We start from the raw sequence: 25,976 nt of genomic DNA on the forward strand, positions 1-25,976 counted from the left end.
GCATGGACCTTCAACTCACCGGCAAGCGCGCCCTGGTCTGCGGCGGCTCCAGCGGCCTGGGGCGGGCGGTGGCGACGGCTTTGGTGGCCGAGGGGGCGCATGTGGCCCTGCTGTCGCGCGATGCGGCCAAGCTGCAGGCCGTGGCCGACGAACTGAACGTCATGGGGCCGGGCAAGGCGGTCATCGCTCCGGCCGATCTGGCTGACCACGACGCCCTGCTGAAGGCGGTGGACGTCGCCGAGACGGCGCTGGGCGGGCCGATCCAGATCCTGCTGAACAACACCGGCGGGCCGTCGCCGTCGGGCGTGGCGGGTCTCGGTCCGACGGTCTGGCGCGATCAGTTCGAGGCCATGGTGCTGTCGGTCTTCCGCTTGACCGACCGGGTCATGCCGGGGATGCGGGCCATGGGCTGGGGGCGCGTCCTGAACGTCGCCTCGACCAGCGTGATCGAACCGATCGGGACGCTGGGCGTATCCAACACCCTGCGCGCCTCGGTGGCGGCCTGGGCCAAGACCTTGGCGGGCGAAGTCGCGGCCAATGGGGTGACGGTCAACACCCTGCTGCCGGGCCGGATCGACACCCCGCGCATCGAGCGGCTGGACGCCGCCCGCGCCGCCGCCACGGGCGCGACGCCGCAGGACGCGCGCGCCGAGTCGGTCAAGTCCATCCCCGCTGGGCGCATCGGCACGACCGAGGAATTCGGCGCGGTGGCCGCCTTCCTGGCCAGCCCGCTGGCGGGCTATGTCACCGGCTCCCTGATCCGCATCGACGGGGGGGCGGTCAGGGCGATCTGACGCCAGGCGCGGGCGCAGGAAGCGGCGGCGAGCGCCGCATCACCCCGCCGAAGCGGATGCGTTTGGCGCCATAGTCCAGAATGATCCGGTTGAAGCGCGTCAGCACGTCTGCGCCCAGCAGCAGGGTCGGGCTCTCGATCAGGTTCAGCACATGAAAGACGTGCAGGTCGGCGAACAACAGGGGCGTGGACCCCAGATCGCGTCGGTGAAATTGCAGGTTCGCGACCTGGCCCGCTTCGGCCGTCAGCGACTGGCCGGTGACGCCATAGACGCGCACCTGCGGGCGGCTGGAGCCGCCCAGGCGCGCGTCCAGCGCTCGCAGCAGGGCGCGGTTGCCGATGGAGTACTGCGCGCCCGTGTCGATGAAGGCCGCGGCATCGACGCCGTCTGCGACGATGCGGGTGATCAGCAGGCGGCGGAACAGGTCTTCGTGCGACAGACTCTCGACGGAGGGAAGACGGCTGGCTCGTCCCTCGCCGAACAGGCCCGCCGATCCCGGCCCGAAAGACGGCGCCAACAGCACGCGCCGGTTCCGGAAGTCCAGGGTCAGGCGAAACGGGGCCAAGGCGTCCAGCCCCAGCAGTCCGTCCGCTCCCAGCAGGGCGTAAGGGAAGACCGGCGCGATCAGGTCCAGGAAACGTCGGCGTGAAAAGCCCAGGCGCGGCAGGCGAACGGTCGGCACGAGCTCTGACGATGTGATCCCGTGCACGCGGATCAGCGGCCCTGGTTCGAGTTGAAGCCTTTGCGCCAACTGGTTCGAGATCGAGGTGCGTTCCGCCCCCGTGTCGATGACGAAGACGCTGCGGCGCGCCCCCAGATCGACCTCGATCGCCATTCGCGTCAGCAGATTGGTCAGCAGCCGGGCCTCTCCGTCCGGCGGAGGCGCAGGGGCGTCAGCTTGGGGCGCGGCGATGACGGGCGACGCCAGGGTCAGCCCGCCCGCCGACAGCAATCGAGTCAGCAGGGTGCGCCGATCAGCGCCGAGAGACGGTTCAGGGGCGTTGGCTGTCCACACGCGCGAACTCCCGTCCCGCGATCATCCCGGCCCGAAATCTGGCGCCTTTTCCATGCGCTGAATAGTCAGCCGCGCGGGTGGGCCTGGGCGTAGGCGGCCAGCAGGCGGGCGGCGTCGACCTGGGTGTATTTCTGCGTCGTCGACAGGCTGGCGTGGCCCAGCAGCTCCTGGATCGAGCGCAGGTCGGCGCCGGCGCCCAGCAGATGGGTGGCGAAGCTGTGGCGCAGGGCGTGGGGCGTGGCCGAGGCGGGCAGGCCGAGGCGACCCCGCAGCCGCTGCACGGTCGCCTGCACATGACGGGCGCTCAAAGGGCCGCCGCGCCGCGCACGGAACAGGGCCTGGTCCGCGTCGATGACGAAGGGCTGGAGCGCCAGATAGGCCTGCGTCGCCTCGCGCACCTGCGGCAGGACGGGGACCATCCGCGTCTTGTCGCCCTTGCCGGTGATGCGAAGGCTGTCGGGCAGGGGGGCGTCGGACCGCTTCAGGGAAAGGGCCTCTGAAATCCGCAGGCCGCAGCCGTAGAGCAGGGTCAGGACGGCGCGGTCGCGCGCGGCCTCCCACGGCTCCATGTCGGGATCGGCCCCGGGTTCGTGCAGCAGGCCCTTGGCCTGATCCTCGCTGACGGGGCGGGGCAGGGAGGCCTTGACCTTAGGGCCGCGCACCAGGGCCAGCTGCGGCGTCGCCACGCCCAGGCGCCGGTCGAGGAAGGCATGAAAGCCCCGGATGGCGGCTAAGGTCTGACTGAGCGAGCGGGCGTTCAGCGGGCGATCCCCGCTGCGGCGCTCGGCCAGATGGGCGCGCGCCTCGGCCGCCGTGACGGACCCCAGGTCGACCGCGCTCTGCGGCCCGCCGCGATGGCGCTCCAGAAAGGTCAGGTACAGCCGCCCGATGTGGCCGTAGGCCTCCAGCGTGCGCGGCGACAGGCGGCGCTCGTGGGCCAGATGCTCCAGCCAGGCGGCCAGAGCGTCCTGCGAAGTCATGGAGGGGGCGGTCAGGCGTCCAGCGGCCATCGCTCGGCCATGCGTTCGACGACGCGGGCGACGAAGGCCACCAGTTCACAGCCCATGGCGGGGGTGAAGCCGTCGTCCTCGCCCGAGCCGAAGGCGCACAGGGCGGCGCGGGGCGCGGCGGCGCCCGGCAGGCGCAGGTTCATCCGCACCAGGGCGACCGAGGCCACCTCGCCCTCGGCCGGGCCGAACAGGCTGAGGCCGGTGAAGTTGGGGCCGAGCCAGTGCAGGCCGTCCTCGCCCAGCAGGGCGTCGACACGGCCCGGCTCCAGCGCCTTCCAGCCGAAGGGGACGGCGCCCGGCTTTTCGATCGCCACGGCGGCGCCCGCCAGGCCGAAACGCCCCTGCGTCACGGCGTCCAGGCAGCGCGCCAGTTCGGCGTGGCTCTGGGCCTCCATCAGGTCCAGGGCGGCGACGTGCGTCTGGGTCTGGGCGGCGAAGTTGGCGCGGGCGATCTCTTCGATCAGCTTGCGCGCGCCCGCCTCGCGCTGGGCGACGGCCTCCAGCCGCGCCAGGGCGGCGCGGCCGAAGTCGACGACGTTGCGCCCGGTGGCGGCCAAGCCCAGCTCTTCCAGCAGGGCGCGATCATCCAGCAGGTGTTCGGCGTGATCGCCCAGCCAGGCGCGCACCTGCGGCCAATGCAAGCCCGCCGCTGGGTCGGAAGAGAGGTCCAGGGAAGTGCTCAAGCGGACCTCTCGTCGGGTCAGAAACTATAGAATCGACTGACCGGTCTTGCCCCAGTCGGCCAGGAAGGCATCCAACCCCTTGTCGGTTAACGGGTGCTTTACCAGGGCCTTGAAAACGTCGGCCGGAATGGTCGAGGCGTCGGCGCCGGCCAGCGCAGCGGCGGTCACATGGTCCGCATTGCGCACCGAGGCGGCCAGGATTTCCGTGCTGAAGTCGTGGATGTCGTACAGGGTGCGGATGTCCTCCAGCAGGCCCACGCCGTCGGCGCCGACATCGTCCAGACGACCGACGAAGGGCGAGATGAAGGTCGCGCCCGCCTTGGCCGCCAGCATGGCCTGGGCCGCCGAGAAGCACAGGGTGACGTTGGTCTTGATCCCCTTGTCGGCGAAGGCGCGGGTGGCGCGCAGGCCGTCCCACGTCAGCGGCAGCTTGACCACGACGTTGGGGGCGATGGAGGCCAGCTTGTCGCCCTCCTTGACCATGGTCTCGAAGTCGGTGGCCACGGCCTCGGCCGAGATCGGCCCCTCGACCAGGGCGCAGATTTCGGCGATGACCTCGGCGATGTTGCGACCCGACTTGGCTATCAGGCTAGGATTGGTGGTGACGCCGTCCACCATCCCGGTGGGCAGCAAGTCCTTGATGACGGCGACGTCGGCGGTGTCGAGAAAGAGTTTCATGGGACCAGTTTTAGCGTCGAGTTGTGACGGAAGCGACCGTCTTTCGCGGCCAGGGAAGTTTCAGACTCCGTGATCGAAAAAACAGAGTCCAATTCGTCTGAATCGTCTGAAATCGCTTCGCCGGGCGTGGCGGAAGGCGGCGATCATGGCAGGGCGCGACGTCGGTATCGGACGTCGGCGTTGCGGGCGTGCGAGGGCGCGTTGTGAAAGTCGCCGCCGTCCTCATCCCCCTGCCGGTGCCGGAAGCCTTCGACTATGAAGTCCCCGAGGCGCTGACGGTCGCGCGCGGCGATCAGGTCGCCGTGCCGCTGGGCCCGCGTCTGATCCGGGGCGTGGTGGCCGAGGTGTTCGAGACAACCGGCTCCAATCAGCGATTGAAGGCGGTCGAGCAGGTGCTGGACGATCCGCGTCTGCCGGAGCGGACGCTGGACTTCGTCGAATGGGCGGCGCGCTGGACCCTCAGCCCACCCGGCGAGATGGCGGCGACGGCGCTGAAGGGCCTGCGCGCGCCGCGGCCCCGGCCCGAGCGGCGGTTGCGGCGCGTCGAGGGGCGCAGTCCCGCTCGCCCCACCGCGGCGCGCACGGCGGTGCTGGAGGCGTTGGGCGCGCGGGCCATGCCCGGCCCCGATCTGGCGCGGGCGGCGGGCGTCTCGTCCGGCGTGGTCAAGGGGCTGGTCGACGAAGGGGTGCTGGAGGCGTTCGAGGTCGAGGCCGTCGCCGCCTTCGACCCGCCCGACCCCGACCATGCGCCCGCGACCCTGAACCCGGATCAGGCGGCGTCTGCGACGGCCATCGCCGACGCCGTGACGGGGGGAGGCTTTGCGCCCTTCCTGCTGGACGGGGTGACGGGCTCGGGCAAGACGGAGGCCTATCTGGAGGCGGCGGCGCGGGCGCTGCGGGCCGATCCGACGGCGCAGGTGCTGATTCTGCTGCCCGAGATCGCCCTGACCCAGGCGGTGATCGAGCGCATCACCGCCCGCTTCGGCGTCGCCCCGGCCGAATGGCATTCCGGCGTCGCCCCGCCGCGCCGTCGACAGGCGTGGGAGGCGGTGGTCGCCGGGCGCTGCAACATCGTGGTCGGCGCGCGCTCGGCCCTGTTCCTGCCCTACGCCAACCTGCGCCTGATCGTGGTGGACGAGGAGCACGACGGCTCGTTCAAGCAGGAGGAGGGGCTGGTTTATCACGGCCGCGACCTGGCCGTGGCGCGGGCGCGGATCGAGGGGGCGGCGGTGGTGCTGGCCTCGGCCACTCCGTCGCTGGAGACGCTGTGGAACGCTCATCAAGGCCGCTATCGCTGGCTGAAGCTGGCGGCGCGGCACGGGGCGGCGGTGCTGCCGGAGATCGGGCTGATCGACCTGCGCGAATGTCCGCCCGACCCGCAGACCTGGCTGTCTCAGCCGCTGCGTGAAGCCATCGGCGAGACCCTGGCGCGGGGCGAGCAGAGCCTGCTGTTCCTGAACCGGCGCGGCTATGCGCCGGTGGTGCTGTGCCGGTCGTGCGGGCATCGGTTGACGGCGCCGGATACGGATTCCTGGCTGGTCGAGCATCGCTACACCGGGCGGCTGGTCTGCCACCTGACTGGCTTCTCCATGCCGAAGCCCAAGGCCTGCCCGTCGTGCGGGGTCGAGGATTCTCTGGTCCCGGTCGGGCCGGGGGTCGAGCGGGTCGAGGAGGAGGTGCGCCAGCTCTTCCCGCAGGCGCGCACGGCGGTCTTCAGCTCTGATACCGTGCCGGACGGCAAGTCGGCCCGCGCCCTGATACAGAGCATGGCCGACGGCGAGATCGACATCCTGGTCGCCACCCAGGCTGCGGCGAAAGGCCACAACTTCCCGCGCCTGACGCTGGTCGGGGTGGTGGACGCGGACCTGGGCTTGCGCGGCGGCGACCTGCGCGCGGCCGAGCGGACCTATCAGTTGCTGGCCCAGGCCACGGGCCGGGCGGGGCGGGCGGATCGGCCGGGCCGCGCCCTGCTGCAGACCTGGACGCCTGAGCATCCGGTGCTGCAGGCCCTGGCGGCGGGCGACCGCGACGCCTTCGTCGAGGCGGAGATGGCCGAGCGCGAGGCCGCCTCCCTGCCGCCGCACGGCCGTCTGGCGGCGCTGATCCTGTCCAGCGAGAACGCCATGGCGGTCGAGAAGGTCGCCCGCGACCTGGCTGAAGCCATCCCCAACGCCGAACGGCTGGAAGTCTATGGCCCCGCCGACGCGCCGCTGGCCCTGGTGCGCGGGCGGCGGAGGAAGCGGCTGCTGGTGCGCGCCGACCGCGACGTGAACCTGCAGGCCTTCCTGCGCGCCTGGCTGGCGCGGGTGAAGGTTCCGGCCTCGGTGCGGCTGACGGTGGACGTGGATCCTTATAGTTTCCTGTAAGGCGCGCTGGCGCCTACCCGCTCTCCGTCATCCTCGGGCTTGACCCGAGGATCGGTCCATCCGCCTGCGCGACTTTGGAGAGGGCGAGCGCGCCCGCCGCTCGATCCTCGGGTCAAGCCCGAGGATGACGATGGAGCGAGGGGTAAGGGACGAGGGCCGCGCCTATCGCGGCCCGGTCAGCCGGATCTCGAACAGGCTGGGCCAGTTCTTGCCGGTGACGAACAGGCGGCGGTTCTGCGCGTCCCAGGCTATGCCGTTCAGCACGTCGTCGACCGGATCCTTCACCTGATCCTTGGGCAGCAGGCCGCTGAGGTCGATGACGCCGACCACGCGGCCGGACTCTGGGTCGATACGGAGGATGTAGTCGGTCTGCCAGACGTTGGCCCAGACCTCGCCGTCGATCCATTCCAGTTCGTTCAACTGGCGTACCGGGCGGCCGTTCAGGGTGACGCCGACGCGACCGGTCTCGGCCTGGGTGTCAGGATCGAGGAAGCGCAAGGCCGCCGATCCGTCCGACAGGATCAGGCGCGTCCCGTCGTGCGTCAGTCCCCAGCCCTCGCCCGCATAGGCGAAGCGGGAGACGGGCTTCAGGTCGTCCGCGCTCCAGATGAAGCCGACGCCGTTGATCCAGGACAGGGAGAAGACGCGGCCGTCCTTCTCGGTCAGGCCTTCGCCGAAATATTCAGGATCGAGATCGCGCTTCTGCAGCACGACGCCGTCCTCCAGCCGCACGCGGCGCACGCTGGAGGGGTTGCGGCCGGTGCTCTCGATCAGCACGCCGTCGCGAATGACCAGCCCCTGGGTGAAGGCGGTCGGGTCGTGGGGGAAGGTCCGCACCACCTCATAGCCGTAGACCGGAACGCGGGCCGGTGCGGGCTGAGGGGAAGAAGAAGGGGCCGGCCCCGGCGCTTGCGCCGCCGCTGACGCGGGAAGCGCCAGCAGAAGCGTCGCCAGGACCGGCCCGATACGCACGCTTAGACGCCGGGCTCGGCGGTTTCGGCCTTGTTGAGGGCGGCCTGGGCGGCTTCCTCGGCCTGGTTCTTTCTGATCTGGGCGTTGCGCGACCACATGTTCAGGCCCTCGACCAGGGCCGAGAAGGCCATGGCGGCGTAGATGTAGCCCTTGGGCACGTGGACGCCGAAGCCGTCGGCGATCAACACGGCGCCGATCATCAGCAGGAAGCCCAGGGCCAGCATGACCACGGTGGGGTTCTTGTCGATGAAGTTGGCCAGCGGATCGGCGGCCAGCAGCATGACGGTCACGGCGATGATGACCGCGATCATCATGATCGGGATGTGATCGGTCATGCCCACGGCGGTCAGGATGGAGTCCACCGAGAACACCAGGTCCAGCAGGATGATCTGGAAGATGGCCGAACCGACGTTGTTGATGACGACGTCCTTCTTGTCCTTCTCCAGCATGTCGTTCGACGGGGTGACGTCGACGGCGTGGTGGATCTCCTTGGTGGCCTTCCAGACCAGGAAGAGGCCACCGGCGATCAGGATCAGATCGCGCCAGGAGAAGGCGGTGTCGAAGGTCTCGCCGTGGAAGCCCAGGTCGAAGACCGGCTGGGTCAGGCCGACGATCCAGCCGATGGTGGCCAGAAGGCCCAGGCGCATGATCAGCGCCAGGCCGATGCCGATACGGCGCGTGCGCTGGCGGTGCTCGGGCGGGAGCTTGTTCGAGAGGATCGAGATGAAGATCAGGTTGTCGATCCCCAGCACCACCTCCATGACCACGAGGGTCACAAGGGCCGCCCAGGCGGCGGGATCGGTCAACAGCGGGGTTATGCTTTCGAGCATCGGGGTTCCTGAAGGGTGTTGGAAGTTTTTCGGTAACGGGAGCGTGAGCGCGCATCAAGCGTCGGATGGCGTCGTCGTCGTCGCAGGCCCTCCTGTCGAACCCAGCTTGACCGGTCCTATTCGACCAAAGAGAGCGCGGGTGCGGCGTTATCGTTCCGCGCCCCTCGGTTGCGAGGCGAGGCCTTGCATGGTATCAGCCGCGCGGCTTTAGCGAAGGGCGTATCGAAAGATGCGTCCCCAGCGTGCTTTCTACAAGCATTTCAGGCCCTTGGCTGGCGCAGGCGACTGCGGCCGGTCTTGATCCAAACGCTTCAGACGCGGACCAAATATAAGTGGCGGACGATTTCAGGACGACGGAAGTCGGCGGACGGTATGCACAAGCGCTGTTCGACCTCGCGGACGAGACGGGGGCGCTCGACGCCGTGCGCGCCGATCTGGCTGCGCTAAAGGCGGGCTGGCTGGACAGCGCGGACCTGCGCCGCCTCGCCACTTCGCCCGTCGTGGCGTCGGCGGATCAGGCCAAGGGTTTGGCCGCCATCGCCGAAAAGGCCAAGTTCAATGCGACGACGCGCAACTTCCTGGGCCTGCTGGGCCAGAACGGTCGCGCGTCGGACCTGCCGGGCGTGATCGCCGGCTTCGAGGCGCTCTACGCCAAGAAGACGGGCGTCGTGGCCGCCGAGGTGGTCTCGGCCGTGGCGTTGAGCGCCGCCCAGACCAAGAAGATCCAGGCCGAGCTGCGCGCCGCCCTGGGTCGCGACCCCGAACTGACCGCCCGCGTCGATCCGACGATCCTGGGCGGCCTGAAGGTCAAGGTGGGCTCGAAGCTGTTCGACGCCTCGCTGAAGACCAAGCTCGACCAGATGACCTTTGCGCTGAAGCGCGCCTAAGCCCCGAATTCCAGATCAAGCCGGGCCAGCGGGCCCGCACCGAAGACGAAAGCCGAAAGAGCCAATCATGGATATCCGCGCCGCCGAAATCTCGGCCATCCTCAAGTCGCAGATCGCCAACTTCGGCGTGGAAGCCGACGTCTCGGACGTCGGCCAGGTGCTGTCGGTCGGCGACGGCATCGCGCGCATTCACGGTCTGGACAACGTCCAGGCCGGTGAAATGGTCGAGTTCACCAAGGCCGGCGTGAAGGGCATGGCCCTGAACCTGGAGCGCGACAACGTCGGCGCCGTGATCTTCGGCGCGGACGCCGCCATCGCCGAGGGCGACGACGTGCGCCGCCTGGGCGAGATCGTGGACGTGCCGGTCGGCAAGGGCCTGCTGGGCCGCGTCGTCAACCCGCTGGGCGAGCCGATCGACGGCAAGGGCCCGATCCAGTTCACCGAGCGTCGCCGCGTCGACGTGAAGGCCCCCGGCATCATCCCGCGCAAGTCGGTTCACGAGCCGATGCAGACGGGCATGAAGGCGATCGACACCCTGATCCCGGTCGGCCGCGGCCAGCGCGAGCTGATCATCGGCGACCGTCAGGTCGGCAAGACCGCCGTCGCCATCGACACCATCCTGAACCAGAAGGCCGTCAACAAGTCGGACGACGAGTCGGCCAAGCTGTACTGCATCTACGTCGCCATCGGTCAGAAGCGCTCGACCGTGGCCCAGATCGTCAAGACCCTCGAAGAGTCGGGCGCGCTGGAATACACCATCGTCGTGGCCGCCACGGCGTCGGAGCCGGCCCCGCTGCAGTTCCTGGCTCCGTTCGCCGGCACCGCCATGGGCGAGTATTTCCGCGACAACGGCATGCACGGCCTGATCATCTATGACGACCTGTCCAAGCAGGCCGTGGCCTATCGCCAGATGTCGCTGCTGCTGCGCCGTCCGCCGGGCCGTGAAGCCTATCCGGGCGACGTCTTCTACCTGCATAGCCGCCTGCTGGAGCGTTCGGCCAAGCTGAACGAGGACTACGGCTCGGGCTCGCTGACCGCCCTGCCGATCATCGAAACCCAGGCCAACGACGTGTCGGCCTACATCCCGACCAACGTGATCTCGATCACCGACGGCCAGATCTTCCTGGAATCGGACCTGTTCTATCAGGGCATCCGTCCGGCCGTGAACGTCGGCATCTCGGTGTCGCGCGTGGGCTCCTCGGCCCAGATCAAGGCGATGAAGCAGGTCGCTGGTTCGATTAAGGGCGAGCTGGCCCAGTATCGTGAAATGGCCGCCTTCGCGAAGTTCGGCTCGGACCTGGACATCTCGACCCAGAAGCTGCTGGCGCGCGGCGCCCGCCTGACCGAGCTGCTGAAGCAGCCGCAGTACTCGCCGCTGGCCGTCGAAGAGCAGGTCGTCTCGATCTACGCCGGTACGCGCGGCTACCTGGACGGCATCGCCGTTTCGGACGTCGGCCGTTTCGAGAGCGAACTGCTGGCCCGCGTTCACGCCAACCACGCCTCGCTGCTGGACGGCATCCGCACCAAGAAGGCCCTGACGCCCGAGCTGGAAGCCGAGCTGAAGGACATCCTGGCGGCCTTCGCCAAGACCTTCGCCTAACCGTTCGGCCCTGTAGTCAAAGGAAGAGCAGAGCCGGATGGCTAGCCTCAAGGAAATGCGCGATCGGATCGGAAGCGTCAAAGCGACGCAGAAGATCACGAAAGCCATGCAGATGGTCGCGGCGGCCAAGCTGAAGCGCGCCCAGGAGCAGGCGGAGAACGCCCGCCCCTATGCGTCGCGGATGGCCTCGGTCATCGCCAACCTGGCGGCCGGCGTCGGCGACGACGGCCCGCGCCTGATGACCGGAACCGGCGCCGACCAGAAGCATCTGGTCGTCGTCGCCACGGCCGACAAAGGCCTGGCGGGCGGGTTCTCGACCAACGTCATCCGCGCCGCGCGGGACCACATCAACAGCCTGATCGCCAACGGCAAGACGGTCGAGATCGTGGCCGTCGGCCGCAAGTCGCGCGACCAGCTGACCCGCCTGTTCGGCGACAAGGTCGTCAAGACCTTCGAACTGAGCGAGCACAAGACGGTGGGCCTGCACTCGGCCCAGCCGATCGCCGAGCTGCTGGCCGAGAAGTTCGAAGCGGGCGAGGCCGACAAGGTCACCCTCTTCTACAGCCAGTTCAAGTCGGTGATCTCTCAGGTTCCGTCGCTGCGTCAGCTGGCTCCGGCCGAAGTCGACGCGGACGCCTCGGCCGAGGCCGGCGCGCTCTATGAGTATGAGCCGTCGGAAGAGGACATCCTCGAGACCCTGCTGCCGCGCAACCTGACGACGCAGATCCTGGCCGCCCTGCTGGAAAACCAGGCCGGCTTCTTCGGCGCCCAGATGGCTGCGATGGACAACGCCACGCGCAACGCGGGCGATCTCATCAGCGCCCTGACGCTGCAGTACAACCGTTCCCGCCAGGCTCAGATCACCACCGAGCTGATCGAGATCATCGCCGGCGCTGAAGCGCTCTGATCCCGACACAGCTGACATTCGACACGGACAAGCACCGATGACCGACACCACCGCCCCGAAGAAACCCGCCGCCAAGAAGCCGGCCGCTCCCAAGAAGGCCGCCGCTCCGAAGGCCGTCGCCGCCGTCACGGCCCAGGGCAAGATCGCCCAGGTCATCGGCGCCGTCGTCGACGTTGAGTTCGACGGCCACCTGCCGGGCATCCTGAACGCTCTGGAAACCCAGAACGTCGACCAGAAGACGGGCGAGCCCTTCACCCTGGTTCTGGAAGTCGCCCAGCACCTGGGTGAGAACATGGTCCGCACCATCGCCATGGACACGACCGAAGGTCTGACGCGCGGCCAGGCCGTCGTCGACACCGGCAAGTCGATCATGGCGCCGGTCGGTCCGGGCACGCTGGGCCGCATCATGAACGTCGTCGGCCAGCCGATCGACGAAGCCGGGCCGATCAAGACCACCGAGTTCCGCCCGATCCACCGCGAGGCGCCTTCGTTCGAAGAGCAGTCGACCTCGTCGGAAATCCTGGTCACGGGCATTAAGGTCATCGACCTGATCTGCCCCTACACCAAGGGCGGCAAGACCGGCCTGTTCGGCGGCGCCGGCGTCGGCAAGACCGTGACCATGCAGGAACTGATCAACAACATCGCCAAGGCTTACGGCGGTTATTCGGTTCTGGCCGGCGTGGGCGAACGCACCCGCGAAGGCAACGACCTGTATCACGAGATGATCGAGTCGAACGTGAACGTCGCCGGCGGCGGCGAAGGCTCCAAATGCGCCCTGGTCTACGGCCAGATGAACGAGCCCCCCGGCGCCCGCGCCCGCGTCGCCCTGACCGGTCTGGCCCAGGCCGAATACTTCCGCGATGAAGAGGGCAAGGACGTCCTGCTGTTCATCGACAACATCTTCCGCTTCACGCAAGCCGGTTCGGAAATGTCGGCTCTGCTGGGCCGCATCCCCTCGGCCGTGGGCTATCAGCCGACGCTGGCCACCGAGATGGGCAACCTGCAGGAGCGCATCACCTCGACCAAGAAGGGCTCGATCACCTCGATCCAGGCCATCTACGTCCCGGCCGACGACCTGACCGACCCGGCGCCCGCCGCCTCGTTCGCCCACCTGGACGCGACCACGGTTCTGAACCGCGACATCGCCGCCCAGGCCATCTTCCCGGCCGTGGACCCGCTGGACTCCACCTCGCGGATCATGGACCCGCTGGTGATCGGCGAGGAGCACTACCAGGTCGCCCGTCGCGTTCAGGAAATCCTGCAGCAGTACAAGGCGCTGAAGGACATCATCGCCATCCTGGGCATGGACGAGCTGTCGGAAGACGACAAGCTGGTCGTGTCGCGCGCCCGCAAGATCCAGCGCTTCCTGTCGCAGCCCTTCTTCGTGGCTGAGCAGTTCACCGGCTCGCCGGGCAAGTTCGTCGAGCTGGCCGACACCATCCGCTCGTTCAAGGCGATCTGCGACGGCGAATACGACCACCTGCCGGAAGCCGCCTTCTACATGGTCGGCGCTATCGAAGAGGCCGTCGAGAAGGCCGCCAAGATGGCTGCGGAAGCCTAAGCCATGGCCGGTAAGCTGAACTTCTCCCTCGTCGCCCCGGAACGCGAAGTCTTCGCCGGTTCGGTCGATCAGGTCGATGCGCCGGGCGTCGAGGGCGACTTCGGCGTCCTGCCGGGCCACGCGCCCTTCATGACCACCCTGCGCGAAGGCGTGGTGACGGTCTATGACGGCGCCCAGCGCCGCCGCTTCGAGGTCAAGGGCGGCTTCGCCGACGTCAACGGCGAAGGCCTGACCATCCTGGCCGAAGAGGCTTCGGAGCTGACCGCGAACTAAGCTTTCGCGACGCTGAAACGATCAAAGGCCCCTCGCTTGCGGCGAGGGGCCTTTTTCGTGCGCGATGTCCGACGCCAACTCCGACGCCAACTCCGCCGTCATCGCTCCTCACGCCGTCATCCATTATCTCCGCCGTCATCCTCGGGCTTGACCCGAGGATCCAGTGCGGCGCGCGCTCCACCTAGCCAAGGTTCCGCAGACGGACGGCTGGATCCTCGGGTCAAGCCCGAGGATGACGGCAGTGGGGTCCGAAGAGTGACGCTTGGTCTTTAGAGAAGCGTCAGAGCCTCAAACCGCCCATTCCCCGAACACCCGCGCCACCTGCTCATAGACCGGGCGTTTGAACGGCACGATCAGGCTGGGCGCCTCTTCGAGCCGCCCCCAGCGCCAGGCGTCGAATTCCGGTTCGCCGTGGGCGTTCAGGTCGATCTCGTCCTCATGGCCGGTCAGGCGGAAGGCGAACCACTGCTGGCGCTGGCCTTTCAGCCCCTTCCAGCTCTTGGGGCTCGGCAGGCCTTCGGGGAAGTCATAGGGAATCCACTCGCTCGTGCGGCCCAGCAGGGCGATCGAGCGCACGCCCGTCTCCTCGTGCAGTTCGCGGCGGGCGGCGGCTTCCAGGTCTTCGCCGTCGTCGACGCCGCCCTGCGGGAACTGCCAGTTCCACGGCTCGGGCGTGTCGGCGCGGCGGCCGAACCAGACCTGGCCGGCCGGGTTGAACAGGACGACCCCGACGTTGGGGCGATAGAGGGACAGGTCGATGCTCATGCCCTTCGCATACGCCGCCGTCTCGTCGCGGGCTAGGCGTCAACGTCCGGGAAAGGCGGCGCGACTAGGGTGGCGTCATGGACAGACGTCATCTGATCGGCCTGACTTTGCATGGCGTGGCGCTCGGCGGCCTCGCGGCGGCCGGCGCCGCGCACGCTTCGCCTGAGAAGAGCGGCGGCGGCAAGGGGGGCTATCTGTCCCTGCCCACCGCCACCGCTACCGTTCTGAGGCGCGACGGGCGACGCGGGGTGATGACGGTCGAGACGGGCCTCGACATCGCCGACGGCGCCCTGATGGAACGGGCGCAGCTGTCCCAGCCGCGCCTCAGCGCCGCCTACAACGAGATCGTTCGCATCGCCGCCGAGCGGCTGCTGCCGGACGCCCCGCCCAATGTCGAATGGCTGGTCGTCGCCTTGCAGCACGCCACCGACGCCATCCTGGGCAAGCCGGGGGCCAAGCTGCTGCTGGGCACGGTGATGGTGGTTTGAGGCGAGGCGCCGCTTACATACGCGCACATCCTCCAACACATGCCGTCATCCTCGGGTCAAGCCCGAGGATGACGGCGGGGAGAGGGAGCGAGGTGCGAAGCGTAGAAGGGAGGGGCGTCGCGACGCCCGCGCCCTCAGTCCTGCGTCGGGTCGGGGCGGCTCGTGTCGCCGTAGGTCATGGCGAGGAAGACGTCCTCCAGGTCCGGGTCTTCGGTGGCGATGTCCTTGATGGTCACGCCCGCCGCGCGCACGGCGGCCAGCACCTGTTCGACGCTCGACTCGCCTGTCCGATAGGTGACGACGAAGGCGCCGTTGGCGCGCGGGGCGACCGCAAAGCCGTTCAGGGCGGGCAGGGTCTCGGGCGCCGTCTCGGGCGTCACCACGACGTTGCGGGTGTCCAGCCGCTTCAACAACTGTTCGGTCGGCTCGCAGGCCACGACCTCGCCGCGGTTGATGATGGCGATGGTGTCGCACAGCTCCTGCGCCTCCTCGAGGTAGTGGGTGGTCAGGATCACCGTCACCCCTTCCTCGTTGATCTTGCGGACGTACTCCCACAGCTGGCGGCGCAGTTCGACGTCCACGCCCGCCGTCGGCTCGTCGAGGATCAGCACGGGCGGATTGTGCACCAGGGCCTTGGCAACCATCAGGCGTCGCTTCATGCCGCCAGACAGGGCGCGGACATAGGCGTTGGCCTTGTCCGACAGGCCCAGCGCCGCCAGCAGTTCGTCCGAGCGTCGCTCGTTGGCGGGCACGCCGTAGAAGCCCGCCTGCACCTCCAGCGCCTCGCGCGGAGTGAAGAAGACGTCGGCGACGATTTCCTGCGGCACCACGCCCAGGGCCGAGCGGGCGTCGCGCGCCTCATGGTCGATGTCGCGGTCCCAGATGCGGACCGTGCCTTCCGACTTGTTCACCACGCCCGCGATGATGTTGATCAGGGTCGACTTGCCCGCGCCGTTGGGCCCCAGCAGGCCGAACATCGAGCCGCGCGGCACCGTCAGATCGACCCCGCGCAGGGCCGTCTTCGGCGGCGACTTGCGCGAGCCCTTGTAGGTCTTCTTCAGCCCCCTGACCTCGATGGCGTTGACGGGCAGACGGGGCGCTTGGGTCATGAGGCGGACTTCAACTCGGGCAGGGCGGGGCGGACGGCATAGGTAGGGCGCGCAAGGCCGTTCGCCAAGCCGCTGGCGCATATGGGGGACAAGGTTGCGAGACGATATGTAAATGGTGCTTGATGTGCGCAAATGTTATGTCTAGGTTGCTTGTCATAAAGACAACTTTCATAGACGAGGACACACCATGACCACCGCCGTCGCCGCCCGCAAACCCCTGACCCGCACCCGCATCATCGGCTTCGCCGCCATGGGCGTCTGCGCCGTCGGCTACGCCGGTTTCGCCCTGGCCCTGCTGGCGGGCAAGCTGGACTATCTGCCGATGGCCCAGGCGGCGATCATCGCCGCGGTCGCCGCCGTGATCGGCGAGATCGGCCTGTGGGTCGGGGCGGGCTGCCTGGGCCTGACCCTGTTCAAGAAGCGCAAGGCCCTGTTCGATAAGGTGATGGGCCGCAAGGCCGCTCCCTCTGACGTTTGACCTGACGGTCCGGTCCGCCTAGGAACGGCGCAAAGCCTTTCCAGACCGGACCGGATCATGCCTCCCCGCCATCTCGACGCCGTCATTCCTCCGCCCGAAGAAGTCGTGGTCTCGACCAAGCGCGTCGCCTGCGACGGCGGCGGCGGGGCCCTTGGCCACCCGCTGGTCTATATGGACATGGGCGAGGACGACTTCATCGAATGCGGCTATTGCGACCGCCGCTTCGTGCTGTCGGACCATCCGCACCCCGAGAGCGAATACCTCGATCCTGCGGCCCGTCCGCCTGAGGCGCACTGAGGCCGGCCGTGCGTTATCTGCACACCATGGTCCGGGTGAAGGATCTGGACGCTTCGATGCGCTTCTACCGCGACCTGCTGGGTCTGGAGGAGACGCGCCGCGCGGATTACGAGGCCGGGCGCTTCACCCTGGTCTATCTGGCCGCGCCCGCCGACAAGGCCCGCGCCGAGGCCGAGAAGTCGCCCGAGGTCGAGCTGACCTATAATTGGGACGATCAGGACTACGACGGCGGCCGCAACTTCGGCCATCTGGCGTTTCAGGTCGACGACATCTACGCCGCCTGCCAGCGGCTGATGGACGGCGGCGTCGTCGTCAACCGTCCGCCCCGCGACGGCCACATGGCCTTCGTCCGCTCGCCGGACGGGATTTCGATCGAGCTGCTGCAGGCGGGCGAGCGCCTGGCTCCGGCCGAGCCGTGGGCCTCCATGCCGAACGTGGGCGCCTGGTGAGCGTTTCGGCGCGGCTGATCCTGGGTCTGGCGGTCCTGAGCCTGGGCGCCTGCGCCTCGGTGACGGAGACCAATCCGGCGCGGACGGCCACGGACATGCTGCTGGTCAACCGCGCCGCCGATCGCGCGGTCGAGGGTCTGACCCTGCCGATCCCCCAGGGCGCGCGCGTCTTCGTCGACGAGACCTATTTCCAGGCCGAGAACGCCCGCTATGCGCTGAGCGCCATCCGCGCCGCCCTGTCGGAGGCGGGCTACGCCATCGTGCGCGAGCGCGGCGAGGCCGACGCCATCTTCGAGGTGCGCGCCGGGGCCTTGTCGCTGGACCAGCTGCGCCGGGTGGTGGGCATTCCCGACATGCGGGTGCCGATCAACGAGAGCCTGAACGTCGTCTCCCTGCCGGAGCTGTCGCTCTACTCCAACCGCGACCGCATGGGCGTGGCCGAGTTTTCGGGCTTCCTCTACGACGCGCGCACGGGGATGCCGCTGGGCGCCGTCACGCCGATGATCGGCCAGTACAAGATCCGCAGCCACAAGGCCTTCATGATGATCACCTGGGGCCAGCAGTTGGCCCAGCCGGGCGAGCGTGATCCGGGCTCGAGCTGGAAGGAATTCTAGCGCGAATATTTGGACCATTGTTCTGGGTTCAGTCGATTCCGACTGAACCGAAAATGGTCAGGCCTCTCGCTCCGTTCGCGGAGCGAGACAGCCGCTTCGGACCGTGTTAGGGCGCAGGTGAGCATAAGGCGTTGGCCGCGCTCATCTGTTCGCCGCCGCCGCAAGAGACGCCCTTGTCCTTCTTCCACGCCGGTCCCGCGCCGAAAGGCTCCGGTCTTCGCCGAGGCGCCCTGCGCGACGGGCTGGATCTGGCGCCGGGGATGAAGGTCGGCCTGTTCGGCGGCTCGTTCAATCCGGCTCACGACGGCCACGCCCATGTGGCGGCCACCGCTATGCAGCGGCTGGACCTGGACCGGGTGGTCTGGCTGGTCTCGCCGCAGAATCCGCTGAAATCCGAGCACGAGACCGCGCCCCTGGCCGAACGCATGGCCTCGGCGCGCGCCGTGGCCGCGAGCGTCGGCCCGGCCATGATCGTCTCAGATTTCGAGACGCGGGCGGGCACGCGCTGGACCGTCGATACCCTGCGCGCCGTCGTCGCCCGCCATCCCGGCGTGCATTTCGTCTGGCTGATGGGATCGGACAATCTGGCGGGATTCCATCGCTGGAGGGGCTGGACCGACATCATGCGGTTGATGCCGGTGGCGGTTATCGCCCGGCCGGGCAGCCTGCTGGACAGTCGCACGGCCCCGGCGGCGGCGCGGTTCGCCCGCTATCGCATTCCCGCCGCCCAGGCCGGACTGCTGCCCAATCTGGAAGCGCCGGCCTGGACCTATCTGACGGCGCCGCTGAATCACCGCTCCTCCACAGCCATCCGCGCGACGCGCGCGGCGGGGTGAAGGCGCGGGCCTGTTCCCTCAGTGCGCCGTGCGCGGCGCTCGCGACGACGAGTGGTAGCTGAGGATGCGCCATTCGCCGTTGCGCCGCTCCAGCACGCTGGTGGCGACGCCTTGCCGCTCGACCGGGGCGCGGGCGGCGTCCTTGAAGGCGATACGGAAGCGATAGGTCTCGGTGGCATAGGCCGTGTCGCCCGCGACGACGACGCGCACGACCGGGTCGATCATCTCGAAGGCCGAGAAGACCAGCAGCTCCGGCCCCAGGTGGTGCTCCAGATAGCGGGCGAAGTCGCCCTCGACGCCGCCCTGTTCGAACACCTGGGAGTCCGGCCAGAAGAAGCGGGCGGCGGCCGGAGCGTCCAGGGCGCTGAGGCTGGCGCGATAGCCTTGCAGCACGGCCAGCACCTCGGCCTGCGGCGCCGAGCGCGCGGCGCTGGCCGACTGTGCGGCCTGAGGGGCGGGCTCGTGGGCGGATGCGACGGGGGCATGGGCGATCATGAAGCCGGCCAGGATGGCGGGCAGGGCGGCGACGGGCAGGCGGTTCATCCGGTTTCTCCTTGGGTGAGCGGGGCGCCGGCGCGCGCGCCGGGACGGTTGAGCCGGCGACGCAGGAGCCTGCGGCCGGGCTGTTCGACGGCGATGTGAATCACGGCGGCGGCGGCGAGGGTGAGGGCGAGCAACGCGGCCAGTTCGAGGGGACTCATGCGGTAGTCGCCGTCCAGGCCCAGCAGCGCCTGCATCGCATTGCGCCAGACCATTACCAGCGGAATGTGGACCAGGTAGAGGGCGTAGGAGGCCTCGCCCGCGAACAGCCAGACGGGGTTCGACAGGAAGGTGCGCGCCCCGGACTTGGCCAGCAGGGCCAGACTGAGGATCAGCGGCCCGGCCAGGGCCACGATCAGCCGGTCGTCCAGCGAGGCCTGCATGGCGGCCAGCATGGCCAGGCTGGCGAGGATCACGGCGGCGATCGCGGTCCTGGAGCTGAGGCGCAGGCGCTGGCCCAGGAAGTAGAGACCGATGCCGAACAGGAATTCAGGCAGAATTCTCAGAACGCCCAGATTGTCTTCGGCGCGCGGCAGGATGACGCCGAAGGCCATGCGGTAGCCGGCGTCCAGCACAGCGAACAGCGCGATCGCCAGGGCGATCAGGACGACGGGCCGATCCCTCAGGCGCAAGGCGATCCAGGCGTAGACGGGGAAGATCAGATAGGCGAACCACTCGGCGGACAGGGACCAGGCGGGGCCGTTCCACAGCACCATGGTGGAGCGCGGGAACCAGGCCTGGGTCAGCAGCATGGACTGGATGAAGTCGGGCGCGTTGAAACGGCCAGGCTCCAGGCCGACGCCGACCAGTCCCGCGCCCAGCACCATGACCAGCATCCCCAGCATGATGGCGGCGTGGGCCGGATAGACGCGGGCGAACCGCGCGACGATGAAGCGCCTGTAGTCCGGCGGTCCTTCGCCCTGCAGATAGACGTGGGCGAGGATGAAGCCCGACAGGATGAAGAAGACGTCGACCCCCAGACGCGCCCGGTTCAGCAGGCCGGCGGCCTCGGGCGGCAGGGTCCACATCAGCTGATAGTGGAAAAGCACCACCCCCAGCGCCAGCAGGAAGCGGACGCTGGTCAGCGGCTCCATCACCGGGGGGAAGGGGTGGGGCGGCGCACGGTCTGACGCCCCGGCCGCCTTGCTTTCGCGCGCTGGCGCAGCCCTGGCGACGGTTTCATTCCTGGTCACGGCAGCGCCCCTCCACGAGCCTGGCTCATGATCCGTCTACGCAGTTTTACGGCGCGCCCCTCGCCGGAGGCCGCCGGAAGGGAGGCGCGGGGGGGCTCGTCCCTGGCGTGGGTGACGTTTTGCACGAGGCGTGCTATCATCGGCTTTTAGTAATCGCCTCGGAGCCCTCCGCTGACCCCCTCGACCGCGCACGATGCGCAAGACGCCGTTTCGAATGCGGCGCACGAAATGGACCTGATGGATTCCGTCCATTCCGAAGACGGTCAGGCCGAGGACGGCCCCAGTAGCGACGAGCGCCAGCCTCTGCCGGTCGGCGCGACCGAGCTGGAGAAGGCCGTCCTCGCCAAACTCGACGACGACAAGGCGCAGGACATCGTCCTGATCGACCTGCGCGGCAAGAGCCCGATGACCGACGCCATGATCGTGGCTTCGGGTCGCTCGCACCGCCACGTCGGCGCCATCGCCGACCACCTGCTGCGCCTGTTCAAGGAACTGGGCCTGGGCAAGGTGAAGGTCGAGGGGCTGCCGCACTGCGACTGGGTGCTGCTGGATGCGGGCGACGTCGTCGTCCACCTGTTCCGCCCGGAAGTGCGCACCTTCTACAACATCGAGAAGATCTGGGCGGTCGACAGCGCCCACCGCGGCGGCCCCGCCCGGGACTGACCTCATGAAGCTGGCGATCGCGGCCATCGGCAAGCCGGGCCGCGGTCCCGAGGCCGCCCTGGCCGACGACTACGCCCGGCGGGCCACCCTGTCGGGGCGGCCGCTGGGTCTGGGCCCCCTCGAACTCATCGACCTTGAACCGAAGAAGCCCGGCAAGGCGCCGGAGGCCGAGCTGCTGCTGGCCGCCGCCGAGGGCGCGCACCTGATCGCCTGCGACGAGCGGGGACGCACCTATTCCTCGCGCGCCTTCGCCGACCATGTGGCGGCTCTGCGCGATCAGGGCGAGCGGCGGCTGGTCTTCGTCATCGGCGGCGCCGACGGTCTGGACGAAAGCGTGCGCCGCGCCGCGCGCTCGACCCTGGCCTTCGGGCCGCAGACCTGGCCCCACGCCCTGGCCCGCGCCATGCTGGCCGAGCAGCTGTATCGGGCCGTGACCATCCTGGCCGGTTCGCCCTATCATCGCGACTGATGCGATCCGGGGCCGTCCTTCTTCTGACCTCTTCTTGCCTGCTGCTGGCCCTTGCTGGACCTGCGGCCGGTCAGCGCACGGCCCAGCCGAACGCCGAACTGACCCGGCTTCAGGCCGAGTATCGCGACGAGACGGCCCGCGCCCGCCGCCTGAGGGCCGAGGCCGCCGCCGCCGCCGAGGAGATCGTCGATCTGGACCGCCAGTTGCGCGAGCTGCGCCGCGCCGAGGCGGAGGACGACGTGCAGTTGGACGCCCAGCGCGCTCGGCTGAAGGAGCTGGGCGATCGTGAAGCGGCCCTGCTGGCCGCCCTGTCGCGCGAGCGCGCGGCGCAGGGGCGGCTGCTGTCCGCCCTGCAGATGATGAGCCGCGAGCCGCCGCCGCCGCTGCTGATCCCGGCCGACAAGGCGGTGGATACGGTGCGGGCCTCCATCCTGATCCGCGCCATCACGCCCGAGCTTCAGGACCGGGCTGAAACCCTGGTCGAACGTCAGGCCGAGATCGGCCGCATCCGCCGCCTGGCCGCCCTGTCCAGCGAGCGGCTGTTCACCGTCGAAAGCGCCCAGAACGACCGTCGCGCCGAGATCGAGGGGCTGACGGCGCGCAAGACCGCCCTGCGTTCGGTCCTGCGGGCCGAGGCGGCGCGGGCCGAGCGCGCGACCAAGGCGTTGGAGGCGCGTATCCGCGAACTGGGCGGCCAGACGCCTCGGGTCGCCGAGGCGCCGGAAGAAGCTCCGGCCGCCCGTCTGCCTGCGGGCCGCAGCCGCCTGACGCCGCCCATTGCGGGAACGCCCTCGCAACGCTTCGGCGGCCGCTCGGCGGGGTGGAGCTGGCGCTCCAGCCATGAGGCGGTCGGCGCGCCGGCGGCGGGCCGCGTCGCCTACGCCGGGCCGCTGAAGGAATGGGGGGAGGTGGTGATCCTCGACCTCGGCCCCGGCTGGCGGGCCGTGATCGCGGGCCTGGACAGGCTGGAGGTCGAGACCGGCCAGCGTGTCGGGGACGGCCAGACCTTGGGCCGCACCGGCGAGGACGGCGAAGCCTATTTCGAACTGCGCCGCCAGGAACGGCCCATCGATCCCGCGCCCTGGCTGCAGTAGCGGGGGCTCTGTCTCCCGCCGTCATCCGCCTTCTCGCCGTTATCCGCCTTCCTGCCGTCATCCTCGGGCTTGACCCGAGGATCGGGCCTTCCGTCTGCGTGGCCCAGGATAGGTCGGGGGCGTTCTGCACTCGATCCTCGGGTCAAGCCCGAGGATGACGGCCAGCGGGAGAGGCGCAGGCGGCAGGCGACGTCATCCGGCAAGCTCTCTCCCGCCAACCGCGCGAAATTCCTTTCAAATCGGCGCGGACGCTGTTTGTATCGGCGCAACTGTCGTGCGCGCCGTCGTGGCGCTCGCGCCGCCCTGGACGACCGGAGCCGAAAGCGGATCCGATGGAAAGAGATCGAATGCGTAAACTGCTTCTCGTCGGGGCGGCCGCCCTGGTTCTGGGCGGATCGGCTGCCGCTGTGGCCGGCCAGACGCCGCGTAACGAGACCTTCCGCATGCTGGAGCTGTTCGGCGATGTTCTGGGCATCGTCGAGCAGGCCTATGTCGTTCCTGTCGACAACAAGAAGCTGATCGAGGCCGCCCTGCAGGGGATGATGACGGCGCTTGATCCCCACTCCAACTACCTGCCCGCTAGGGCCTTCGGCGACCTGCGCGAGCGGACCTCCGGCGAATATTCGGGCGTCGGCCTGACCATCACCTCCGAGGGCGGGCTGGTGAAGGTCATCTCGCCGATGGACGACAGCCCGGCGGGCCGCGCCGGCGTTCAGGCCGGCGACGTCATCAGCGCTATTGACGGACAGAATGCGGCCGGGCTGACCGTGTCCGAGGTGTCGGACAAGTTGCGCGGCGCCACGGGCACCAGCGTCACCGTCACCTTCCTGCGCGACGGCGAGGAGCCGCGCGAGGTCGTGCTGACGCGCGAGGTCATCAAGGTCGAATCCGTCACCGGCCGCCTGGAAGGCGACTTCGGCTACCTGCGCGTCTCGACCTTCAACGAGAACACCGGGCGCGAGCTGACCGAGACGATCGAACGGCTGAAGCGCGAGAAACCGGGTCTGAAGGGCTATGTGCTGGATCTGCGCAACAACGGCGGCGGCCTGCTGACGGCGGCCATCGACGTGTCCGACGCCTTCCTGGAGCGCGGCGAGATCGTCAGCCAGCGCGGCCGCAAGCCCGAGGACATCGAACGCTACGCCGCCAAGCCGGGCGACCTGACCGGCGGCCTGCCGGTGGTGGTGCTGATCAACTACGGCTCGGCCTCGGCGTCCGAGATCGTGGCGGGCGCCCTGAAGGACCAGGAGCGGGCCACCGTCGTCGGCCTGACCAGCTTCGGCAAGGGCTCGGTGCAGACGGTGATCCCGCTGCGCGGCGGCCAGGACGGCGCCCTGTCGATCACCACGGCGCGCTACTACACGCCGTCGGGCCGCTCGATCCAGAAGATCGGCATCGAGCCGGACCTGGAGGTCGCGCGCTCCGAGGCCGAGGCGCGCATCGTCTCGCGCTCCAGCTTCATCTATTCCGAGGCGGCCTATTCGACGGCGCTGGACTCCTCCATCGGGGCCGAGCGCAAGGGCCCGCACACCCCGCGTGAGGCGCCGGGCGCCGACTACGCCAAGGACAAGGACTATCAGTTGCAGCGGGCGCTGGACGTGCTGCGGGCCGGCGGCGACCTGACCAAACTGGCCGCTGCGCCCGAGGGGATCGTCATCACCGAGCCAGGCGAGGAGAAGGTCGAGACGGCCGAGGCCGCGACGCCCAAGGTTACGGTCACGCCGACGGAGCGCCCGACGCTGCCGCCTGATATCACGCCAGAGAACAAGCCGAAGCCTGACTAAGGGGCGTCTCCCCTTTCCTAGTCATCCCCGGGCTTGTCCCGGGGAGCCATATCCGCGCCGGTCGGGTTCAGGGGCGCGGCGTTTCGACCCCATCGGTCGTGTTTATGGATTCCCGGGACACGCCCGGGAATGACGACGGTTTGAGTAGCCGCAAACGTGGTGAACGCGCCGTTAGGCTTTCTTAACCGACGCAGGGCTTAACTGAGGCTGAGGGGCGCCGCGTCTGTGCGGCGCCTGCAAGCCCGAGCCGACGCCCTGACCATGTTCGCCAAGCGCCAGTCCGCCCTCGCCGCCGCCGCAGGCGCGCCGCCGGAGCCCCGGTCGCGCGTCGCCATGGAGCCGGTCCTGAACGCCCTGAAGAAGCCGCCCGTCGCGGCGGGCGCGGCCGGGGTCTTCGTCATCGGCGCCGCCGCCCTGTTCGTCGCGGTGCTGGGCGACCCGCGCGCGGGCGCGCCGACGGCCAGCGCCGTGCTGGAGCGGCCCGCCGCCGCCGACACGGCCCCGACCGGGGCCGAGGCCTTCGGCTTCAGCGGCCTGGACATCTATCAAGACCTTGGCCCCATCGACCCGGCCCTGATGGGCGAAGAGGGCGCAGGCATGGCGGGCGAGGCCCTCATCACCCTGCCGGACGGCGCCAGCGTGGCCTCGGGCCAGGGCTTCAGCGCCCCGGTGCGCGCGCCCTCCAACCCCCTGCCCAAGGCGCCGATCGCGGGCCTGTTCCAGCCCGGCCCCAACGGCCCCCTGCCGCGCATCGCCGCCGACGGCCGCGTCCCGGCTCAGGCCTACGCCCGGCCCTTCCGCTCGAACGGCAAGCCGATGGTGGCCCTGGTGGTCGGCGGGCTGGGCCTGAACAGCGCCACGACGCGCGCGGCGATCGAGCGCCTGCCCGCCGAGGTGACGCTCTCCTTCGTGCCCTACGCCGAGGGTCTTCAGACCTGGATCGACATGGCCCGCGCCCACGGCCATGAGGTGATGATCGAACTGCCTATGGAGCCGACCGGCTATCCTGACAACGACCCCGGCCCCTACACCCTGCTGTCGTCCGGCGGCGCCGACGACGTAGCGGTCAAGCTGGATTGGCTGCTGGCGCGCGCCACCGGCTATTTCGGCGTGACCAACTATCTGGGCGACCGGTTCGCGACCTCGGACGAAGGCGTGACGGCCCTGATGACCAACCTGCGCCAGCGCGGCCTGGCCTTCCTCGACGACGGCTCCATGCGCCGCCGCCCCGGCGCCTTCGCCCGCGCCAGCGCCGACCGTGTCGTCGACGAGGAACAGACCCCCGCCGCCATCCTGCGTCAGTTCAACGCCTTGGAGGCCGCCGCCAAGACCAACGGCGCGGCGCTGGGGACCGGCTTCTCCTACCCCGTCACCGTCGAGGCCGCCGCCCGCTGGACGGCGGGTCTGGAGGCTCGCGGCCTCCAGTTGGCGCCCGCTTCGGCGATGACCCGACGGCCAGGACGGTAAGTCGGGAAGACGCCCGCCTGATGGCGGTCAGCGCCATCGGTGCTTCGAACTCGCCAGCCCTTCATCCGGCGCCGTCCTGCGCCCGTCAAAGAAGCCCGTGCTGCTTGCCTTTCTCTTCATGTTGGCGGCCTATGTGGACGGGTAGCGTGGTTAC

28 protein-coding genes are annotated in these 25,976 nt (G+C 69.2%); 18 read left to right on the plus strand and 10 right to left on the minus strand.

What is annotated here, in order from left to right; genetic code table 11:
* Positions 1 to 2: 2 nt before the first annotated feature.
* A complete protein-coding gene (locus tag EGK63_RS05855) occupies positions 3 to 794 on the plus strand; it encodes an SDR family oxidoreductase (protein ID WP_125900366.1) in 792 nt (263 codons plus the stop codon).
* Here the strand turns inward: EGK63_RS05855 and EGK63_RS05860 are convergent.
* The 4 genes from EGK63_RS05860 to fsa all read right to left on the minus strand — a co-directional run bounded on the left by EGK63_RS05860 (position 781) and on the right by fsa (position 4,180).
* Positions 781 to 1,809: an aspartyl protease family protein gene (locus EGK63_RS05860; RefSeq protein WP_125900367.1), complete on the minus strand. Its 1,029-nt coding sequence runs from the start codon at positions 1,807 to 1,809 to the stop codon at positions 781 to 783. The genes EGK63_RS05855 and EGK63_RS05860 overlap by 14 nt on opposite strands.
* A gap of 65 nt (positions 1,810 to 1,874) precedes the next feature.
* Positions 1,875 to 2,789, minus strand: coding sequence for a tyrosine recombinase XerC (locus EGK63_RS05865; protein WP_125900486.1), 915 nt, complete (start codon positions 2,787 to 2,789; stop codon positions 1,875 to 1,877).
* 11 nt (positions 2,790 to 2,800) lie between these two features.
* Positions 2,801 to 3,502, minus strand: coding sequence for a DUF484 family protein (locus tag EGK63_RS05870; protein ID WP_125900368.1), 702 nt, complete (start codon positions 3,500 to 3,502; stop codon positions 2,801 to 2,803).
* 24 nt (positions 3,503 to 3,526) lie between these two features.
* A complete protein-coding gene (gene fsa / locus EGK63_RS05875) occupies positions 3,527 to 4,180 on the minus strand; it encodes a fructose-6-phosphate aldolase (protein WP_003166309.1) in 654 nt (217 codons plus the stop codon).
* A 203-nt stretch (positions 4,181 to 4,383) separates the two neighbouring features.
* Here fsa and EGK63_RS05880 point away from each other — a divergent pair, with 203 nt between their 5' ends.
* Complete coding sequence (locus EGK63_RS05880; RefSeq protein WP_125900369.1) at positions 4,384 to 6,546, plus strand: primosomal protein N'; 2,163 nt, start codon at positions 4,384 to 4,386, stop codon at positions 6,544 to 6,546.
* A 162-nt stretch (positions 6,547 to 6,708) separates the two neighbouring features.
* Here the strand turns inward: EGK63_RS05880 and EGK63_RS05885 are convergent, their stop codons facing one another.
* Both EGK63_RS05885 and EGK63_RS05890 read right to left on the minus strand, forming a co-directional pair.
* Positions 6,709 to 7,518, minus strand: coding sequence for a glutaminyl-peptide cyclotransferase (locus EGK63_RS05885; RefSeq protein WP_243637594.1), 810 nt, complete (start codon positions 7,516 to 7,518; stop codon positions 6,709 to 6,711).
* A gap of 2 nt (positions 7,519 to 7,520) precedes the next feature.
* Entirely contained in the window at positions 7,521 to 8,348 is an 828-nt protein-coding gene (locus tag EGK63_RS05890; RefSeq protein ID WP_125900370.1) for a TerC family protein, read from the minus strand.
* Between the two features lie 332 nt (positions 8,349 to 8,680).
* On the opposite strand from EGK63_RS05890, the gene EGK63_RS05895 reads away from it, so the two are divergent.
* The 5 genes from EGK63_RS05895 to EGK63_RS05915 all read left to right on the plus strand — a co-directional run bounded on the left by EGK63_RS05895 (position 8,681) and on the right by EGK63_RS05915 (position 13,576).
* The gene (locus EGK63_RS05895; protein WP_125900371.1) at positions 8,681 to 9,235 is read left to right on the plus strand and encodes a F0F1 ATP synthase subunit delta; all 555 of its coding nucleotides are present in this window, start codon (positions 8,681 to 8,683) and stop codon (positions 9,233 to 9,235) included.
* Between the two features lie 67 nt (positions 9,236 to 9,302).
* Complete coding sequence (gene atpA / locus EGK63_RS05900) at positions 9,303 to 10,835, plus strand: F0F1 ATP synthase subunit alpha (RefSeq protein ID WP_125900372.1); 1,533 nt, start codon at positions 9,303 to 9,305, stop codon at positions 10,833 to 10,835.
* A gap of 37 nt (positions 10,836 to 10,872) precedes the next feature.
* Positions 10,873 to 11,742: a F0F1 ATP synthase subunit gamma gene (locus EGK63_RS05905; RefSeq protein WP_125900373.1), complete on the plus strand. Its 870-nt coding sequence runs from the start codon at positions 10,873 to 10,875 to the stop codon at positions 11,740 to 11,742.
* 37 nt (positions 11,743 to 11,779) lie between these two features.
* On the plus strand, positions 11,780 to 13,303 hold the full coding sequence (gene atpD, locus EGK63_RS05910) for a F0F1 ATP synthase subunit beta (protein ID WP_125900374.1): 1,524 nt from the start codon (positions 11,780 to 11,782) through the stop codon (positions 13,301 to 13,303).
* A gap of 3 nt (positions 13,304 to 13,306) precedes the next feature.
* Complete coding sequence (locus EGK63_RS05915) at positions 13,307 to 13,576, plus strand: ATP synthase F1 subunit epsilon (RefSeq protein ID WP_003167474.1); 270 nt, start codon at positions 13,307 to 13,309, stop codon at positions 13,574 to 13,576.
* Positions 13,577 to 13,864: 288 nt separating this feature from the next.
* Here EGK63_RS05915 and EGK63_RS05920 read toward each other — a convergent pair whose 3' ends face one another.
* Positions 13,865 to 14,341 carry an RNA pyrophosphohydrolase gene (locus EGK63_RS05920; protein WP_125900375.1) on the minus strand — a complete coding sequence of 159 codons (477 nt, stop codon included), beginning with the start codon at positions 14,339 to 14,341 and terminating at the stop codon, positions 13,865 to 13,867.
* A 77-nt stretch (positions 14,342 to 14,418) separates the two neighbouring features.
* Here EGK63_RS05920 and EGK63_RS05925 point away from each other — a divergent pair, with 77 nt between their 5' ends.
* Positions 14,419 to 14,829 (plus strand): Tat pathway signal protein, encoded by a 411-nt coding sequence (locus EGK63_RS05925; protein ID WP_125900376.1) that lies wholly within the window; start codon positions 14,419 to 14,421, stop codon positions 14,827 to 14,829.
* A gap of 134 nt (positions 14,830 to 14,963) precedes the next feature.
* Here EGK63_RS05925 and EGK63_RS05930 read toward each other — a convergent pair whose 3' ends face one another.
* Complete coding sequence (locus tag EGK63_RS05930; RefSeq protein ID WP_125900377.1) at positions 14,964 to 15,938, minus strand: ABC transporter ATP-binding protein; 975 nt, start codon at positions 15,936 to 15,938, stop codon at positions 14,964 to 14,966.
* 187 nt (positions 15,939 to 16,125) lie between these two features.
* On the opposite strand from EGK63_RS05930, the gene EGK63_RS05935 reads away from it, so the two are divergent.
* The 5 genes from EGK63_RS05935 to EGK63_RS05955 all read left to right on the plus strand — a co-directional run bounded on the left by EGK63_RS05935 (position 16,126) and on the right by EGK63_RS05955 (position 18,612).
* On the plus strand, positions 16,126 to 16,416 hold the full coding sequence (locus EGK63_RS05935) for a hypothetical protein (RefSeq protein WP_125900378.1): 291 nt from the start codon (positions 16,126 to 16,128) through the stop codon (positions 16,414 to 16,416).
* 57 nt (positions 16,417 to 16,473) lie between these two features.
* Entirely contained in the window at positions 16,474 to 16,713 is a 240-nt protein-coding gene (locus EGK63_RS05940) for a zinc-finger domain-containing protein (RefSeq protein ID WP_125900379.1), read from the plus strand.
* 8 nt (positions 16,714 to 16,721) lie between these two features.
* Entirely contained in the window at positions 16,722 to 17,162 is a 441-nt protein-coding gene (locus tag EGK63_RS05945) for a VOC family protein (protein ID WP_125900380.1), read from the plus strand.
* Entirely contained in the window at positions 17,159 to 17,776 is a 618-nt protein-coding gene (locus tag EGK63_RS05950; protein WP_125900381.1) for a DUF6655 family protein, read from the plus strand. Before EGK63_RS05945 ends, EGK63_RS05950 begins: the two co-directional genes overlap by 4 nt.
* Before the next feature lie 173 nt (positions 17,777 to 17,949).
* Positions 17,950 to 18,612: a nicotinate-nucleotide adenylyltransferase gene (locus EGK63_RS05955; protein WP_040346317.1), complete on the plus strand. Its 663-nt coding sequence runs from the start codon at positions 17,950 to 17,952 to the stop codon at positions 18,610 to 18,612.
* A gap of 18 nt (positions 18,613 to 18,630) precedes the next feature.
* Here EGK63_RS05955 and EGK63_RS05960 read toward each other — a convergent pair whose 3' ends face one another.
* Together EGK63_RS05960 and EGK63_RS05965 are read right to left on the minus strand one after the other, a co-directional pair.
* On the minus strand, positions 18,631 to 19,155 hold the full coding sequence (locus EGK63_RS05960) for a DUF4440 domain-containing protein (protein WP_125900383.1): 525 nt from the start codon (positions 19,153 to 19,155) through the stop codon (positions 18,631 to 18,633).
* Complete coding sequence (locus EGK63_RS05965) at positions 19,152 to 20,345, minus strand: acyltransferase (RefSeq protein ID WP_243637595.1); 1,194 nt, start codon at positions 20,343 to 20,345, stop codon at positions 19,152 to 19,154. Before EGK63_RS05965 ends, EGK63_RS05960 begins: the two co-directional genes overlap by 4 nt.
* A 228-nt stretch (positions 20,346 to 20,573) precedes the next feature.
* Here EGK63_RS05965 and rsfS point away from each other — a divergent pair, with 228 nt between their 5' ends.
* From rsfS to EGK63_RS05990, 5 genes are all read left to right on the plus strand, one after another.
* Positions 20,574 to 21,008 (plus strand): ribosome silencing factor, encoded by a 435-nt coding sequence (gene rsfS / locus EGK63_RS05970; RefSeq protein WP_207896348.1) that lies wholly within the window; start codon positions 20,574 to 20,576, stop codon positions 21,006 to 21,008.
* A gap of 4 nt (positions 21,009 to 21,012) precedes the next feature.
* Positions 21,013 to 21,477: a 23S rRNA (pseudouridine(1915)-N(3))-methyltransferase RlmH gene (gene rlmH / locus EGK63_RS05975; protein ID WP_125900384.1), complete on the plus strand. Its 465-nt coding sequence runs from the start codon at positions 21,013 to 21,015 to the stop codon at positions 21,475 to 21,477.
* Positions 21,477 to 22,571, plus strand: coding sequence for a murein hydrolase activator EnvC (locus EGK63_RS05980; protein ID WP_125900385.1), 1,095 nt, complete (start codon positions 21,477 to 21,479; stop codon positions 22,569 to 22,571). Before rlmH ends, EGK63_RS05980 begins: the two co-directional genes overlap by 1 nt.
* Before the next feature lie 347 nt (positions 22,572 to 22,918).
* Positions 22,919 to 24,355: a S41 family peptidase gene (locus EGK63_RS05985; protein ID WP_125900386.1), complete on the plus strand. Its 1,437-nt coding sequence runs from the start codon at positions 22,919 to 22,921 to the stop codon at positions 24,353 to 24,355.
* A 225-nt stretch (positions 24,356 to 24,580) separates the two neighbouring features.
* Positions 24,581 to 25,822, plus strand: a complete 1,242-nt coding sequence (locus tag EGK63_RS05990; RefSeq protein WP_371412931.1) for a divergent polysaccharide deacetylase family protein — start codon at positions 24,581 to 24,583, stop codon at positions 25,820 to 25,822.
* Positions 25,823 to 25,976 lie beyond the last annotated feature (154 nt).

The sequence above is a fragment of the Brevundimonas sp. 357 genome (assembly GCF_003938605.1).
GTDB lineage: Bacteria > Pseudomonadota > Alphaproteobacteria > Caulobacterales > Caulobacteraceae > Brevundimonas.